The 15,514-nt window shown below is 37.6% G+C and carries 16 protein-coding genes; all 16 read right to left on the bottom strand.

What is annotated here, in order from left to right:
• Window positions 1–27: 27 nt before the first annotated feature.
• The 16 genes from BN1206_RS03715 to mraY all read right to left on the bottom strand — a co-directional run bounded on the left by BN1206_RS03715 (window position 28) and on the right by mraY (window position 15,514).
• Complete coding sequence (locus tag BN1206_RS03715) at window positions 28–1,185, bottom strand: cysteine desulfurase family protein (RefSeq protein ID WP_013437639.1); 1,158 nt, start codon at window positions 1,183–1,185, stop codon at window positions 28–30.
• 3 nt (window positions 1,186–1,188) lie between these two features.
• Window positions 1,189–1,884 carry a 5'-methylthioadenosine/adenosylhomocysteine nucleosidase gene (locus BN1206_RS03710; RefSeq protein ID WP_014565726.1) on the bottom strand — a complete coding sequence of 232 codons (696 nt, stop codon included), beginning with the start codon at window positions 1,882–1,884 and terminating at the stop codon, window positions 1,189–1,191.
• Between the two features lie 19 nt (window positions 1,885–1,903).
• Window positions 1,904–2,218, bottom strand: a complete 315-nt coding sequence (locus BN1206_RS03705; protein WP_013437637.1) for a hypothetical protein — start codon at window positions 2,216–2,218, stop codon at window positions 1,904–1,906.
• Window positions 2,218–2,787 carry an NUDIX hydrolase gene (locus BN1206_RS03700; RefSeq protein WP_013437636.1) on the bottom strand — a complete coding sequence of 190 codons (570 nt, stop codon included), beginning with the start codon at window positions 2,785–2,787 and terminating at the stop codon, window positions 2,218–2,220. Before BN1206_RS03700 ends, BN1206_RS03705 begins: the two co-directional genes overlap by 1 nt.
• A gap of 18 nt (window positions 2,788–2,805) precedes the next feature.
• On the bottom strand, window positions 2,806–3,009 hold the full coding sequence (locus BN1206_RS03695) for a cold-shock protein (RefSeq protein ID WP_013437635.1): 204 nt from the start codon (window positions 3,007–3,009) through the stop codon (window positions 2,806–2,808).
• Window positions 3,009–5,792 carry an isoleucine--tRNA ligase gene (gene ileS, locus BN1206_RS03690; protein ID WP_013641735.1) on the bottom strand — a complete coding sequence of 928 codons (2,784 nt, stop codon included), beginning with the start codon at window positions 5,790–5,792 and terminating at the stop codon, window positions 3,009–3,011. Before ileS ends, BN1206_RS03695 begins: the two co-directional genes overlap by 1 nt.
• Before the next feature lie 225 nt (window positions 5,793–6,017).
• On the bottom strand, window positions 6,018–6,854 hold the full coding sequence (locus BN1206_RS03685; RefSeq protein ID WP_014565725.1) for a DivIVA domain-containing protein: 837 nt from the start codon (window positions 6,852–6,854) through the stop codon (window positions 6,018–6,020).
• The gene (locus BN1206_RS03680; RefSeq protein WP_013641733.1) at window positions 6,830–7,630 is read right to left on the bottom strand and encodes a YlmH family RNA-binding protein; all 801 of its coding nucleotides are present in this window, start codon (window positions 7,628–7,630) and stop codon (window positions 6,830–6,832) included. The genes BN1206_RS03685 and BN1206_RS03680 overlap by 25 nt, the downstream gene beginning before the upstream one ends.
• Window positions 7,630–7,932 (bottom strand): YggT family protein, encoded by a 303-nt coding sequence (locus BN1206_RS03675; RefSeq protein ID WP_013437631.1) that lies wholly within the window; start codon window positions 7,930–7,932, stop codon window positions 7,630–7,632. Before BN1206_RS03675 ends, BN1206_RS03680 begins: the two co-directional genes overlap by 1 nt.
• Window positions 7,932–8,369: a cell division protein SepF gene (locus BN1206_RS03670; RefSeq protein ID WP_013641731.1), complete on the bottom strand. Its 438-nt coding sequence runs from the start codon at window positions 8,367–8,369 to the stop codon at window positions 7,932–7,934. Before BN1206_RS03670 ends, BN1206_RS03675 begins: the two co-directional genes overlap by 1 nt.
• 19 nt (window positions 8,370–8,388) lie before the next feature.
• A complete protein-coding gene (gene ftsZ / locus BN1206_RS03665) occupies window positions 8,389–9,747 on the bottom strand; it encodes a cell division protein FtsZ (RefSeq protein WP_013437629.1) in 1,359 nt (452 codons plus the stop codon).
• Window positions 9,748–9,762: 15 nt separating this feature from the next.
• On the bottom strand, window positions 9,763–11,118 hold the full coding sequence (gene ftsA, locus BN1206_RS03660) for a cell division protein FtsA (RefSeq protein WP_013437628.1): 1,356 nt from the start codon (window positions 11,116–11,118) through the stop codon (window positions 9,763–9,765).
• Between the two features lie 62 nt (window positions 11,119–11,180).
• Window positions 11,181–12,038, bottom strand: a complete 858-nt coding sequence (locus tag BN1206_RS03655; RefSeq protein WP_013437627.1) for a cell division protein FtsQ/DivIB — start codon at window positions 12,036–12,038, stop codon at window positions 11,181–11,183.
• Window positions 12,039–12,054: 16 nt separating this feature from the next.
• Entirely contained in the window at window positions 12,055–13,161 is a 1,107-nt protein-coding gene (murG, locus tag BN1206_RS03650) for an undecaprenyldiphospho-muramoylpentapeptide beta-N-acetylglucosaminyltransferase (protein ID WP_013437626.1), read from the bottom strand.
• Window position 13,162: 1 nt separating this feature from the next.
• A complete protein-coding gene (gene murD / locus BN1206_RS03645) occupies window positions 13,163–14,542 on the bottom strand; it encodes a UDP-N-acetylmuramoyl-L-alanine--D-glutamate ligase (protein WP_013437625.1) in 1,380 nt (459 codons plus the stop codon).
• A gap of 3 nt (window positions 14,543–14,545) precedes the next feature.
• On the bottom strand, window positions 14,546–15,514 hold the full coding sequence (gene mraY / locus BN1206_RS03640; protein ID WP_022087710.1) for a phospho-N-acetylmuramoyl-pentapeptide-transferase: 969 nt from the start codon (window positions 15,512–15,514) through the stop codon (window positions 14,546–14,548).

Raw genomic sequence — 15,514 nt, 5'->3', positions numbered from 1 at the left:
AATAAGTTGCTTTCTTTTTAAAAGCAACTATTTATTTTTTGATTGAATTCTTTTAGCAATTTTTACTAGTTCTTGCGCAAAAGATTTAATTTCTTCCTCTGTATTATAACGCCCAAATGAGATTCTAATCGATTCATTTATGCGTGGAGAATCTGTACCAAAACATGCAATTAAAACATGTGAAGGCTCTAATGAGCCCGCAGTACATGCAGAACCACCTGAAACAGCGTAGCCGTTCAAATCAAGATTGGTTTGCATTGAAGTGGTAGAAACTCCCTTAAGCCACAAATTCAATACGTGATGTGAATAGCCGGCTCCATATCCACCATTGATCTCATAGTCAATGTCATTATCGTCCAAGGTCTTTAAAATAATATCTTGAAAATGAGCATATTTTTCTTGCAGGCTCTCATGACCAATTTCTGATAATTCCTTAACAGCTTCACCAAAACCAGCAATTCCAGGCACATTCTCTGTTCCTGCACGACGTTTAGTTTCCTGTTCGCCGCCTAGAACTAAATTAGGAATATTAATATCGGCATTTTCGTACAAGAAACCTAAAAACTTAGGTCCATTAATTTTATGAGCCGATACTGATAATAAATCAATATGCATGGCCTTAACATCGATATCAATTGTGCCCATTCCTTGGACATTATCAACATGGAAGTAAGCATTGCTGTCTTTAACCAATTCGCCAATTTCCTTTAAAGGCATAATCGAACCAACTTCGTTATTAACAGCCATAGTTGAAACTAGAATCGTATCCGGAGTCAATTCCTTTTTTAGTTGATCCAAAGAAATATGACCAGTTTCATCAACATCTAAATAGACAATGTTGTAGCCTTCTTGCTCAAGACGTTTCATCGGATTTAAAACTGATGGGTGTTCGATTTTAGTGGTAATGATTTTTTTACCACTATTTTTACGACTATAAGCTGTTCCAAAAATTGCAGTATTATTGCTTTCGGAACCACCTGAAGTAAAAATAATTTCTCCGTCTTTAGCATTAATGCTTTCCGCAATTTGGTGACGAGCCTTGTCAATCACGTTTCTGGCCTTACGTCCCAATTCATAAGTACTTGATGCATTACCAAAATCATTCTTCATTTCATCAGTAATAACATTAATTACCTTAGGAGACATAGGGGTTGTGGCGGCATTATCTAAATAAATTTCACGCATACTCTAATTCATCTTTTCTACATAATCACTAATTAACTTAGCGGCCTTAGCTCCCACTTTCTTGACGAAAGTATCAAAATCTTCGTTAGCTGATCCATCACCATTATCGGAAATTGCACGCATAGCAACCAATGGCTTATTAAAGGCATGAGCAACTTGTGCAAAGGCCGCACCTTCCATTTCAACACATAAAGCGTCTGGAAAATTCTTTTTAATTTCTTCTTTTTGCTTACTTGATGCAATAAATGAGTCACCAGTTACTACTAAGCCTTCGCGAAAGGCAACATTTTGCTTTTTCAAGTAATTTGCAAATGCTGCACGTTTTGGTGAATCAAGTACAAATTGAGCTGGTTGTTGTGGAATTTGACCTTCTACATAGTTACCAGCTGCGGTATTATGCGCATCATAATATGCAAATGCATTAGGCAAAACAAGATCTTCTTGATGAACATCTTCTTTAAGGGCACCAGCTGAACCAGTCATAAATATTACATCAATATCAACACTAGTTAACAAACTAGAAAGATTCATGGCTGCTTGGACTTTACCAATACCACTCAAACCTAAATATACATCATTGCCATTAACAGAAAAATGTTCGAATTCAGTAGATCCGAACATTTCTTTATTTTCTGAATGGAAATGATTACGATAAAATTCAGCTTCTTCAGCCATTGGGACGATAATCGCAATCTTCATCTTATTCCTCATTTCCAAATTATAAATGAAATAGCGCAAGTAGCACTAAAACTATCAACACGATTACTAACAGAATAGCACGATTCAATCTTTTTTTCAGTTTTAAAGACTTATTTTCACGTACTGTCTCTTTATCAATAGTTTCATCGCGTTGATAAAACTCTTGTCCATCCCCAGCCAAGGGACGACGTCGATTTTCAACCTCGTTTTTATCCTTGGTGAAATCGGGATTAACATCAACTTCTTCTGAATCATTATTTGAAAAAGCTGACTTGACTTTATCTATTAAACCTTTTTTCTGCCGTTTACGATAATCAGAACGTTTCTCTGTCATTATTCTTTATTCTCGCTTTGAGCATTACGCAACAACATGTTTTCCCAAACAGTAATTGCATAAATAGTCTTGGCATCAACGATTTTTCTTTCAGATAACAAATTCTTCAATTCGTCTAAGCTGTACCAATCAGCGGTCAAGAATTCATCTTCATCCAATGAACGTTTGTCAGTAAGCTTAGTCAAAGTATCGCAGTAGAAAAGATACATCTTTTCATCACAGAAGCCTGGGCTTGAGTAAAATTCACTTACCTTTTCCCAATAATCTGCCTTATAGCCGCCTTCTTCATTTAATTCACGCTTCATTGCATCAAGAGGACTGGCATCTGTAGGATCAATTAAACCTGCTGGAATTTCGAGCGTAATTTGTTTAATTGCTTCACGCCATTGCTTTACCAAAAGCATCTTTTGTTCATCGTTAATTGCGATCACACCAGATGCTGGACGGTGTTTAATTATTTCTCTTGTTGCAGTTTCGCCATTAGGTAGCTTAATTGTGCGAACTGATAAATCTAAGATTCGTCCTTGAAAAATTTGCTGCGATGAGATTTCTTTTTCTTTTAAATCCACTAAGTCTCGTGTCTCCTTTTAGGCTAAATAAACATTAACGCATTGCAGGCCGTTTTTACCTTGAGCTAATTGATACTTAACTCTATCGCCTACTTTTAAGGTTTTATAGCCTTCTTCTTTAATGGCCTTATAAAAGACAAAGTATGATTTATGATTCTTGTCATCTTCAATAAAGCCGTAGCTGCTGCCATCATCGAATTGTTTAACAGTACCTAAACGCATTAGTCTTCTAATCCTTCTTGAACAGCTTCTGGATAATCAGCTTCTACAATCTTAGCACAACGACCACAAAGTTTTGGTAACTTAGGATCTTCACCAATATCAGTTCTGATCATTCTACAACGAGGACAAACTTCGCCTTCAGCATGTTCAACTACAATACTTGCATTATTCAATTTTTCAGCATCTTCAGGTGCTTCACCATCAGCGATGGTTAACTTAGATACGATCAAGATTTGTCTGAAGTCAGCATCTAAATCATCAAGCATAGCCTTAGTTTCCTTATCTGGATAAATAGTTACAGCTGCTTCGAATGATTTACCAATCAACTTCTTGTTTCTTGCATCTTCTAATGCCTTTAATACATCATTGCGAAGGTTCATGAATTTACCCCAGTTTTCAAGGAGTTCATCATGATTTGCATAACCTTCAACCTTAGGCATGTTAGCAAGTTGTACGTAATCTTCTGGTTCCTTCAAGAAGCCCCAGATTTCTTCCATAGTGTGTGGCAAAATTGGAGTCAAGATCTTGTCCAACTTAACTGCTGCGTCGTAGATTACAGTTTGCATTGAACGACGTGCATGACTGTCTTGGTCTTCGATGTAAAGAACATCCTTAGCAAAATCAAGGTAGAATGCTGAAAGGTCATTTGAAATAAAGTTGAAGACCTTCTTAAATACTGTAGTAAAGTCGAACTTGTCATATGCAGCCAAGCAGTCCTTTACTAAGTCATTCAACTTAACTTCCATGTATTGGTCAACTGAACGAAGATCATCGTAAGAAACACGGTTTTCCTTTGGATCAAAGTCACTGGTGTTAGCAAGCATGTAACGGAAAGTGTTTCTGATCTTTCTGTAGCCTTCTGCTGATTGTTGCAAAATACCCATTGAAACTGCAACGTCAGAAGTAGTATCAGCTTGAGCAACCCAAAGTCTAATAATTTCAGCACCCATACGCTTGATTACGTCATTTGGTGAAATGACATTGCCAAGAGATTTAGACATCTTGTGCCCCTTGTCATCCAATACGAAACCTTGTGACAATACTTCCTTGTATGGTGCCTTACCAGTTACAGCAACTGAAGTAATCAAACTTGAGTTGAACCAACCACGGTATTGGTCACTACCTTCAAGATAAAGGTCTGCTGGGAAGTGCAAGCCATCACGTTTTTCCATTACGCCTGACCATGATGAACCAGAGTCAAACCAAACATCAAGGATATCCTTTTCCTTAGTAAATTCACCATTTGGTGAGTGTTCTGAAGTAAAGCCGTCTGGCAATAATTCCTTAGCAGTGTGAGTGTACCAAGCGTTTGATCCTTCTTTTTCAAAGATCTTGGCAATATGTTCAATAGTTTCTGGAGTAACAATTGGAGTACCATCTTCAGCGTAGAAGATTGGAAGTGGCACACCCCAAGCACGTTGACGTGAAATTACCCAGTCACCACGGTCCTTAATCATGTTGTACAGACGTGTCTTACCCCATGAAGGGATGAATTCAGCCTTATCAATTTGATCAAGAATTTGATCTCTAAATGGAGAAATTGAAGCAAACCATTGTGTAGTTGCTCTAAAGATAACTGGCTTCTTAGTACGCCAATCGTGTGGGTATGAGTGAGTGAAGACCTTAAGTTTAAGAAGTGCACCAGCGTCCTTAAGCTTTTGGATCATCAATTTATCTACGTCTTGGTAGAACATACCCTTAAGTTCAGGTACTTCATCAGTGTAGCAACCATGTGCATCTACTGGGCTGAAGATTGGTAAATTGTACTTTTGACCTACGTTAAAGTCATCTTCACCAAAACCAGGTGCAGTATGAACTAAACCAGTACCATCATCCAAAGTTACGTGGAAACCTTCAATTACAAGACTTTCCTTATCGTAGATTGGGTGCTTAGCCTTCATGTATTCCATGTCGGCACCCTTTACAGTTTGAACAACCTTGTAGTTATCCCAACCGATTTCTTCAGCAACCTTGTCAAGTAAGCCGCTAGCTACAACATATCTCTTGTCGCCTACTTGAACAACTGAATAGTCAAACTTAGGGTTAACACAAATTGCTTCATTGGCTGGAATAGTCCAAGGAGTAGTAGTCCAAATTACAAAGTAAGTATCTTTAGGATCGATAATACCCTTACCGTCAGTTACAGGGAAAGCAACGAAAATTGAGTTTGCTTCAACATCCTTGTATTCAACTTCTGCTTCTGCCAAAGTTGATTCACTTGACCATGACCAGTAAACTGGCTTCTTACCCTTGTAAATGTAGCCCTTCTTGTACATTTCACCGAAGACACGAATTTCTTGTGCTTCAAAATCGTGTTGCAAAGTAATGTATGGGTGATCCCAATCTGCCATTACTCCCAAACGTTTAAAGTCAGTCATTTGCTTCTGAATTTGTTCTTCAGCATATTGACGACAAAGTTCACGATATTTAGCACGATCCATTGTCTTACGATCTACACCTTTTTTAGCCAATTGTTGTTCAACTGGAAGACCGTGAGTATCCCAACCTGGAACGTAAGGTGCATAGTAGCCATTCATGTTCTTGTAACGAACAATGATATCCTTTGAAATCTTGTTCAAAGCGTGACCCATGTGAATGTTACCGTTAGCAAATGGAGGGCCATCATGTAAATCGAAACGAGGGTGACCTTCGTTTAACTTTAATCTTTGTTCATATAAATCATTTTCTTCCCATTCTTTTTGCCATTGAGCTTCACGAACGGGTAAATTACCTCGCATCTTAAATTTAGTTTTACCTAAATTAAGCGTATCCTTAATTCTCATTAACATTAATCCTTTCTAAAAAAAGAAAACCTCGTCCTACATTAGGACGAGGTTAACCGTGGTACCACCTAAATTGAACTCAAAATGAGTTCCACTTAATTTTGCGTAACGTGCAAAATACGTTTAGATCAATAGGCAGCTGATCAACTATCCGGCTCTTATGTTAGTCTCGCACCATCACTAACTCGCTGATTTGCCATCAAGTTTTACTGTCAATCTAATTAGCTATTTTTTATAATCGTCCGGAAATACAATCGTTGAACCTAACTTGCTTGCTGCATCGTCGGGCTTAATATTAACTGTCTCATGACTCGGACTGTCCCCTGTCATTGGCTTAGGAGCTGAATCATTGTCATCGTCGTCAGGATCATCTGGCGTTTCTAAACTCAAATCATCAGGGTCTTGAGAAGAGTTTACGTCATTTTCATCGTAGTTGTCAATATCTTCGTCGTCATCATCGTCTAATGCGGCTTCACGAGCAAACTCTTCTTCTTGTGATTCTGGACCAGCTGGAAGAGGTTCAGCACCGCCACCTGGATAGAAACGTTGTGTATGGAAATATTCATCCAATGCATGTTGCCAACGTTCATCACTCAAATTATCAATTTCATCTTGTAACATTGATTGCATCCGATTACGGAATTCACCAATTTGCTCTTTCAAGCGCTTATAATCGCTTGAAATAACTTCTTGTTGTTGCTTTTGATAATTTGTATCAGTCTCAGCTTGCTTTTTAGCATCTTCAACAATGCGTCTAGCTTCTGCCTCTGCTCTTTCTTTCATTTCATCTGCATTTTGTTGAGCAGAAATAAGAGACTTATTGATTGATTTCTTCTTGTCATTGTATTCATCAACTTGAGCTTGCAGATCTTTTATCTTAGAGTTTAAAGATACAACCTCATTCTTTAAATCAACGATTTGATCAAGCGCATCCCCATAATTATCAACGATTTCATCTAAGAAGCTGTCTACTTCGTAGCGATCATAACCATTACGCCCCTTAGACTTAAACTCCTTATTATGAATATCCATTGGAGTCAATTGCGTTTTTTTGTCTGCCAAAGTTTGAGCACCACCTTATACTTACCTTTTCTTGTAGCCGAAACATCCTCAATTAAAATTCGACCAAAATGTCTTAGGCTTAAGACATCATTTTCTTTTACCATTATATTAGAATCTATTACGTCATGCCAATTTAATTTGACTAATTGACTATTAATCATCTTTTGGATTTGGCCGCGGCTTTGTTTGCTGATCCCAGACAAAACAGCATCGATTCTCATAGAAGCAACAATTTCAGTTTTTTCACTAGAATCATCTTCGGGCACTAAAACCTCTTTAAACGTAATTGGTTTTAATTTTACTTGTGCTCTTCCTATTCGATCGATTTGTTCTTCAAAGAAATCAGCTAGTTCTTTTTTAGCAAAAAACTGCCACTTGCCATTTCCATCAGTAATGATATCACCAAAAGTATCAGTATCAATGCCTGAATTAGCTAAAGTACCTAAGACGGCACTGTGATTAATTTGAATAAATTTCTGAGGGTAATCTATTTCATAGGGCTGAATTTGGTAAGCGTCTGGACGAAGATTAACCCATTCCTCGCTTAAAAATACCCTCTTCTTTTCTGCGTCAGAATAACCACCATACTCTTGGATAAAGGCATCATTACCAACAATTGTTTTCAAAATATCTCTTTTAGCTGGATCTAGAAAATCCGTTAAAATTGATTCATGTTTAAAAATCAACTGATTAAAAAGACCAGTAAAATAGTCAATTACTGGTCTTTCTTCTTGATTAAAATGTGGGTAAAACTTACTTGCTTGTCTACGTTCCATTAACCTACTAGCCTCAATAAAAGATTAAAAATCCAAATCAAGACATAATTTTGTACGAAATACAAAATGAATAACGCAATTATTGGAGAAACATCAATCCCCGTTGAATAAGCTAATCTAGCAAGTGGGCCTCTTCTAAATAAGTTTAGATATGGATTAACAACTTTATCTAAGAAGCGCCCCACAGCTGAGTTGCGCAACATTGGCAACCAACTCATAATTGCGTCGATTACGATAAAAAGACTGTAGAGCCATAATATCCAAGTAAGAATTAAATAAATTGTATGTATTACGTTGAACATTAACTTAAATTATCTTTCTTATCCACTAAATCACTAATTTTTCCATCAGTGACAAACTTTGGTGGCGTAGCCAAAAAGATTCGATCACCGATGCGTTGGATTTCACCATTCAAGGCATAAACCGTGCCTGTAATGAAATCAACGATTCTACGAGCTGAGTCGTCTTCCATTCTACTAAAATTGATCACCACTGCTTTATTGTTAAGCAAGTTTTGTGCAACATCTTTAGCATCTGAATAAACTCTAGGTTCGTACAATACGATTTTGCTCTTAGATGAATTTAAACCGGATTTAATTGATACTACATTATCACGGCTTACAGAATTTAGAGGTACATCTTCGTTATTTTCGTTACTCTGAGCAGCATATTCTTCATCATTTTCCAATTCATCATCGTTTGAAATCCCAAAGAATCTGCCTAATTTATCAAAAGCCATCGTTATTTACCTCCAACTACTAGTTTTCGCCACGATGCTTGAAGAATGGGATATCACTGTTATCATCATCGTCATCTTGAGCACTAGTTTCAATTTGAGAAATACTGTCTTGGCCATCATTACCAAAAGCATCAAAACTTTCTTGATCCTTCTTTGGTTCAGCAAGCTTGGCATTTCTTCTTTGATTATCTTGATTATCGTTCAAACCCCAAACACTAGTAGGATCTACCATAGTTTGCTTTGGAGTTTCATGCTTTTCTTCTGTTTCAGAAGCTGGGTGAACAGTTTGTGGCCGATCAACTGGTTGAGTTTCAGTTTCAGGTTGAACTGTCTTATTAGCTTCTGATTCAGCAGCCTTCTTAGGTTGAGCCTTAATTTGGTGACTGCGTCCTGGTAATTGCTTTGATGCAGCTTCTTCGGCTTCAGAATCAATACCAGTAGCAATAACTGTTACAACAACTTCATCACCTAAGTTTGGATTAATTGAAGTACCGAAGATAATGTTTACGTCATCGCCAGCTGCCTTAGAAACGATTTCTGATGCATCTTGTGCTTCAAACAAAGTAAGGTCAGGACCACCAGTAATGTTAAGAAGAACTTGCTTAGCACCATCGATTGAAACTTCAAGAAGTGGTGAAGAAATAGCAAGCTTAGTTGCTTCAACAGTTCTGTTTTCACCACTAGCACGACCGATACCCATCAAGGCTGCACCTTGGTTTTCCATAACAGTCTTAACATCGGCAAAGTCCAAGTTAACGTAGTCAGTTGAAGTGATCAAGTCTGAAATACCTTGAACACCTTGCTTCAAGACATTATCTGCTTCCTTGAAGGCATCCATCATAGGGGTCTTCTTGTCAACCATTTCAAGCAAACGGTTATTAGCAATGATAACTAAAGTGTCAACGTATTGCTTAAGTTGAGTAATACCTTCAGCGGCGTTTTTTGAACGCTTAGGGCCTTCAAAACTAAATGGACGTGTAACTACCCCAACAGTTAAAGCACCAGTCTCACGTGCAATTTTGGCTACTACAGGAGCTGCACCAGTACCGGTACCACCACCCATACCAGCGGTAATAAAGATCATATCTGCACCCTTGAGTGCATCTTCAATTGTTTGTTCACTTTCTTCAGCTGCTTTTTGTCCAACTTCTGGATGTGAACCAGCACCTAAACCACGTGTCAATTTAGGCCCTAATTGAATCTTGTTTTCAGCTTTATTGCTGTTTAATGCTTGCACATCAGTGTTTGCTGCAATAAAGGAAACTCCTTGTACACCATCGTCAATCATTCGGTTAACAGCATTGCCTCCGGCACCGCCAACACCAATAACTTTGATGACAGCATTTTTATTGTCGTCTGAATCGAATGTAAAATCCATTAAATTTAACCACCTTTAATCAAAGAATTTCTTAAAGAAACTCTTTAAGCCATTAGTTTTTTCTTGATTATTATCTTTTTCATCCATTGAAGATGCGTCTTCATCGGATATTTTGTTTCTATTATAAGCTTCTTTGGCTTGACTTTCACTATTAGAAGCCGTACTTTTCGAAATCTTGGAACTTTTTGTTTGAACAGGTTCTTCAACTTCGGTTTCACCAAAGCCGTAAATTACTCCGTTAACTAAATAGTCGATTTCTGACATCTTGTATGAATAATTTACAATACCATAAGCAGCAGTATAAATTGGATTACGCATTCCAATTTGATCAGGTTGATAAATACGTGCTTTTACATTTAAGCCATTGGCCGTCAAACTATCAATGCCTTCTAACAAGCTTGTACCACCGGTAATTACGATACCACCTGGTTGCTTTAAGGCATGGTGCTTAGCAAGCCCTTTACCTAATCTGGTCAAAATTTGCTCCAAACGAGCATTAATGATTTCACTGAGGTAAACCTCATCAATCATTTGTTGTCCATTAGCGCCTACGCTGTTAATTGCAAACTTATCATTCTTTGAGGCAAAATCAGGATCTGCATAACCATAATCTAATTTAATTTGTTCCGCATCGCTCTTAGAAATACTTAAAACAGTGGAGATATCATTAGTAATATCGCTGCCACCTTCTAAGTCGATGTTAGCGTATTTGATTTGACCATCTTTAATTACAGTCGCAGTACTTACACCGCCACCTAAGTCAATAATAACTGACCCAAAGGTGCGCTCGCTTTCGTTTAATGCAACACTGGAAATTGCCAATGGAGTTGGTACGAAGAAGTTATTATGATATCCAGCTCGTTCGATTGCTTTCTTAATGTTGTGCAATGGACCTGTAGGAGCAGTAAGCAAAATGCCACTTACGCCTAATGAACGAGCGATCATCTTTCTTGGATCGTCAACTTCGGTCTTACCATCGATTAAAAAGCGACTTGGCAAGAAAGTGATTGCATCACGATTATCCTTAGCTGCAGATTTAATAGCAGATTGGATTGCACGCTTAACATCACCATTACTTACTTCTTGGCCTTGTTCGCCAACATTGCTAAAACCAGTAGCTGTCTCTAATTGCAGCATCCCTACTGGAATCCCAGCAACAACGCTATATATTTTAGCGTTAGTCTTTTCAGCTACACTCTTAAGTGCTCTACTAATTGCCGCAGCAGTTTGATCGATATCAACGATTTGACCATGTCTCATGCCAGAATTAGGCGTGGTAACTGCACCGATCACTTTACCTGAATCTGCAACAACGGCTTTTATACTTGTGGTTCCTATATCGAGTCCCACTAAAAGATTTGAATTCTCCAAAATTAAGCCCCCATTAATATTTGCCCTGGAAAAATTTTAACATAGATAAACATTTATAGCAGTTACGATATACCGTAAGCCTTTTTCTCACTAGAAGTTAATGGTCTACTAAATGCGCCTACTTCCAAATCGATTAAGCTGTTCTTACCAGCCTTGACTTTAATCTGGTCGTAATATTTAACTTTATCTTTGATAGTAACAACATTACCAACAACTACATTGCCATCTTTCATGACAAAAATAATTTGCGAATTTCGTCTAGTGTTCCCACTTAATAATTTTACCTGATTTCTGAAGTTTTTAGGTAAACTATTAAACAACTTTAAATCTTCTTTTAAGAAACCTGATTTGTTATAACCAACGAAAATAGGTTTAACTTGATCTACCTTTGACCAAGTTAAAGACTTACTGCCGATTTGGCCATTATTTAAAATCTTGCGATAATTATCTCCATCTTTCAAATATCCCATTGTTGGCCGCTCATTAACCTGTAAAATCAATTGATTAACATGGCCTAAATGAGCTTGTGCACTTTGAATTTCAGGATATTTCTTGGACAGCTTTTGACTTAAGTCTTTCTGCTGGAACAAATAATCAAAAACCTTATCGCTTGCTTTAATTTTAGAGACCTTAACAACCTCTTTAATTGGCAAATCATCAGCACCTACTACTTTAACCGTACTAATATTTGCTAAGGGCGAAATATAATAGCCTAAACCTACAACTGCCAAAATTGAAACAGTCATTATTAAACCTAGTCTGCGTCTCAATGAACGACGTCTTTCGGCTTGCAGACTAGAAAGCGAGGCAGAGATCTTGGCTTGTCCCTTGCGGCTATTTTTCTGCTGATTAAATTCATGATTCAAGTAAGGAGACAATTCTTTTCTTGGATCAATTTTTGTTACCGGCTTTTTGGCCATCTGCCTCACCTGCTTTCTAACGAGAAATTTCTTGCATTACCTTAATTACTTGATCAGAGGCATCTGGAACACCTAAAGCCTTGGAGGCTTTGCTCATTTCATGAGCATATTTTTCATCAAGCAAAATGTGATCGATTGAAGAGACAAAATTATTTGGATTTAAGTCATCTTCAGGAATAACTAATGCTGCACCAGCTTTTTCCAAATCAAGTGCGTTCTTCATTTGGTGATTATGAGTAACATTTGGACTTGGAATTAAAATTACTGGAACACCTAATGCAGTAAATTCCGCAATACTGGTTGCACCTGATCTAGAAACAACACAGGTCATTTGTGGCAAAAGCTCAGGCATGTTCTTAATATATGGCAAAATCTTAATGTTTGTACCAATATCAACATCCTTTAACTTCTTTTGAACAGAGTCAAAGTAATAAGTACCTGTAGCCCAGATGATTTGATATGGCTTCTTTTTAAGTGTCATTAATGACTGAAGCATGATGCGGTTGATTGCCAATGCACCACGTGAACCACCAAAAACCAACACTGTTGGCATTTGTGGGTTAAGACCCCATTCTTTCTTCAAATCGATCTTTTCCTCGTGCAAGCCTAAAACTTGTTGTGAACGAGGATTACCTGTCTTAACCAATTTTTTCTTTTCAGAAAATTCTTTGGCAGCATCATCAAAGGTGTAACAAATTTTGTCAACATAGTGACCTAAAAACTTGTTAGCTAAACCAACTACAGAGTTTGATTCGTGGATCATGGTTGGAATATGCATCTTGGCAGCTTCATAAACCATCGCACCACTTACATAACCGCCAGTACCTAACACAACGTCTGGTTTAAATTCTTGCAAAATCTTACGTGCACTCTTGGTAGCTTGCAAGAACAACTTTATCGTCTCAAAGTTCTTCAACGGATGCTTACGGTTGAAGCCTTGAATCTTAATGGTTTTAAAGTTAACCCCAGCAGCAGGAACGATTCTTGATTCTAGACCCTTTTGCGTACCTACAAACAAGATTTCATCGTTTTTGCTAATTCCGCGTTCTTTCAAACGTTCAATAATTGCCATGATTGGGTAAATGTGGCCACCAGTGCCGCCGCCTGTAAATATAACTCTCATTTTATTTAGTCTTTAATTCCTTAACAAATCTAACAAAGTAATCGCCACGTTCTTCGAAGGTTCTGAATTGATCCCATGAAGCACATGCTGGTGAGAACAATAATACGTCGCCAGGTTCAGTCAATTCATAAGCTCTTGGAACAGCTTCTTGAAGGGTATTAACGATCACGATATCCTTAATGCCAGCTTTTCTAGCTGCATCAGCCAAAAGATACTTAGTTTCACCATAAAGAACGATTGACTTAACGTGCTTCTTAAATAATGGTACCAAATCGTCAAAGGTGAATCCTCTATCTAGACCACCAGCAATTAATACTTCTGGTTCCTTAAATGCAGGAATGGCTACCGTAGCAGCTTCAATATTAGTTGACTTAGAATCATTATAAACCTTGCGACCATCAAGTGTTGTTACATATTGCAAACGATGCTTAGCACCAGTAAAAGTGCTTAAAACTGCTGCAATATCATCATTGTCAGCACCCATAATCTTAGAAATAGCGATCGCTACTAAACTGTTTTGCAAGTTATGGATACCTGGCAACTTGATATCAGCAATCTTCATAATCTTTTCGTTTTGGCTTTCAAGATATTCATCACCGATAAAGTAATCTGCATTATGATCAGTTTCTGAGAAAGTTTGCATCTTAGCTGGAGATACTTTCTTTTCTTGAGCCAAAATGTCCTTTTGATCATAGTTAGCGATAAAGTAATCGTCACTAGTTTGGGTTCTAGTTACGTTCAATTTTGCGTTGACATAATTTTCAAAGGTCTTGTGGTAGTCCAAGTGAACATTGTGATAAATATCAACGATAGCTGCAACCTTAGGATCAATGTCAGTTACACCTAGAAGTTGGAAGCTTGAAATTTCCACTACTAAGATATCGTCTTTAGTAGCCTTAGGAACAACTTCGGAAATTGGCACACCAATGTTACCAACGGCATAAGCGTGGTGACCAGATTTTTGCAAATGGTGATCCAAAATTCTTTGAGTAAGCATTACTGTAGTAGTCTTACCGTTTGAACCTGTTACACAAACATAAGGCGCCTCACTGCAGCTCAATGCGATTTCAGGTTCAGTAATAATAGGAATATTTAATTCCTCAGCCTTTTGGACCATTTGGTTTTCGTAGGGGATACCTGGGTTCTTAACTAAATAATCAAAGTGTTCTTTTTCAAGAAGGTCAACTGGGTGATGTCCACCGATTACACGGACGCCTCTAGCCTTTAATTCTTGTGCTTTTTCATTCTTATCAAGATCAGCTTTGTCATTTAAAGTTAGCTTAGCGCCCAACTTTAAGAGCAACTCACTAACAGCAAAACCGCTTTTTCCTAAACCTAAAACTAAAATATTCTTATCAGTATAAGTTTTAATATCCTTCATTTTTTATCCCCAAATTGCTAAATACAAAATACTACCAATTAAACCAACAATCCAAAATACAGTGTCAACTTTCCATTCGGACCAGCCCAGCATTTCGAAGTGGTGGTGAATAGGAGTCATCTTAAAGATTCTCTTACCTGTTGTTTGGAATGAAATTACCTGCAAAATTACACTAGCAGTTTCGCAAACGAAGACAATTCCGACAAGCAAAAGTGACCATGGTTTGTTAAGCATGATACTTACAGTAGCCAAACCGCCACCTAAAGCAAGGGAACCAGCATCCCCCATAAAGATCTTAGCTGGTTTATGGTTGAAAATAAAGAAGGCAATTAAACCACCGATTACACTCATACAAAAGGCCAAAACAGCAAAATTCTTTTGTTTAAATGCAATATAAGCATAAGTACCGTAAGCCACAACCGATAAGCCAGTTGCTAAACCATCAAGTCCATCTGACAAGTTAACAGCGTTTGAGAAACCAACCAGCCAGAAAATAATGAAAATGATGAATAAAACTACGCTATGTACAACTCCGGCGAAAGGAATGTACAAGCCAAATTGGAAATGATCACTTGCAGCAATCATAACAATTACAATCGCAATAATAATTTGAAGAGCTAATTTTTGCCATGCTCTCAAACCTAAATTACGCTTGAAGTAAAGTTTGATTCCATCATCAAGGAAACCAATTATACCGTAGCCCAACAAACTGATAACCAAAATCCAGACTACTTTGTTCAAATTATGTTGCCATGCAGCAACCCAAATAACGGAAATACCAGCAGCGATAACGAAAACTGTTCCTCCCATAGTTGGCGTACCAGATTTTTTCTGGTGCCACTTAGGACCTTCATCACGAATTTCTTGTCCTTCATGGTGTGAACGCATAAATCTAATCAACAACGGTATAAAAATCACTGTCAAAATCAGTGAACTAACTAAAGCAATACAGCTTGCCAGCATAATATTCAT

Origin of the sequence: Lactobacillus sp. OTU4228 (assembly GCF_001006945.1) — a bacterium.
Classification (GTDB): domain Bacteria; phylum Bacillota; class Bacilli; order Lactobacillales; family Lactobacillaceae; genus Lactobacillus; species Lactobacillus amylovorus.
This window is presented reverse-complemented; position numbering and strand designations above follow the sequence as displayed.

What these genes read in the sequence shown, in the direction of transcription:
- BN1206_RS03680 (WP_013641733.1), bottom strand. Translation starts at nt 7,630, where the DNA reads ATGGAACGTAGACAAGCAAGTAAGTTTTACCCACATTTTAATCAAGAA.
- BN1206_RS03670 (WP_013641731.1), bottom strand. Translation starts at nt 8,369, where the DNA reads ATGGCTTTTGATAAATTAGGCAGATTCTTTGGGATTTCAAACGATGAT.
- murG (WP_013437626.1), bottom strand. Translation starts at nt 13,161, where the DNA reads ATGAGAGTTATATTTACAGGCGGCGGCACTGGTGGCCACATTTACCCA.
- murD (WP_013437625.1), bottom strand. Translation starts at nt 14,542, where the DNA reads ATGAAGGATATTAAAACTTATACTGATAAGAATATTTTAGTTTTAGGT.
- BN1206_RS03705 (WP_013437637.1), bottom strand. Translation starts at nt 2,218, where the DNA reads ATGACAGAGAAACGTTCTGATTATCGTAAACGGCAGAAAAAAGGTTTA.
- BN1206_RS03695 (WP_013437635.1), bottom strand. Translation starts at nt 3,009, where the DNA reads ATGCGTTTAGGTACTGTTAAACAATTCGATGATGGCAGCAGCTACGGC.
- BN1206_RS03710 (WP_014565726.1), bottom strand. Translation starts at nt 1,884, where the DNA reads ATGAAGATTGCGATTATCGTCCCAATGGCTGAAGAAGCTGAATTTTAT.
- ftsZ (WP_013437629.1), bottom strand. Translation starts at nt 9,747, where the DNA reads ATGGATTTTACATTCGATTCAGACGACAATAAAAATGCTGTCATCAAA.
- mraY (WP_022087710.1), bottom strand. Translation starts at nt 15,514, where the DNA reads ATGAATATTATGCTGGCAAGCTGTATTGCTTTAGTTAGTTCACTGATT.
- BN1206_RS03715 (WP_013437639.1), bottom strand. Translation starts at nt 1,185, where the DNA reads ATGCGTGAAATTTATTTAGATAATGCCGCCACAACCCCTATGTCTCCT.
- ileS (WP_013641735.1), bottom strand. Translation starts at nt 5,792, where the DNA reads ATGAGAATTAAGGATACGCTTAATTTAGGTAAAACTAAATTTAAGATG.
- BN1206_RS03675 (WP_013437631.1), bottom strand. Translation starts at nt 7,932, where the DNA reads ATGTTCAACGTAATACATACAATTTATTTAATTCTTACTTGGATATTA.
- BN1206_RS03655 (WP_013437627.1), bottom strand. Translation starts at nt 12,038, where the DNA reads ATGGCCAAAAAGCCGGTAACAAAAATTGATCCAAGAAAAGAATTGTCT.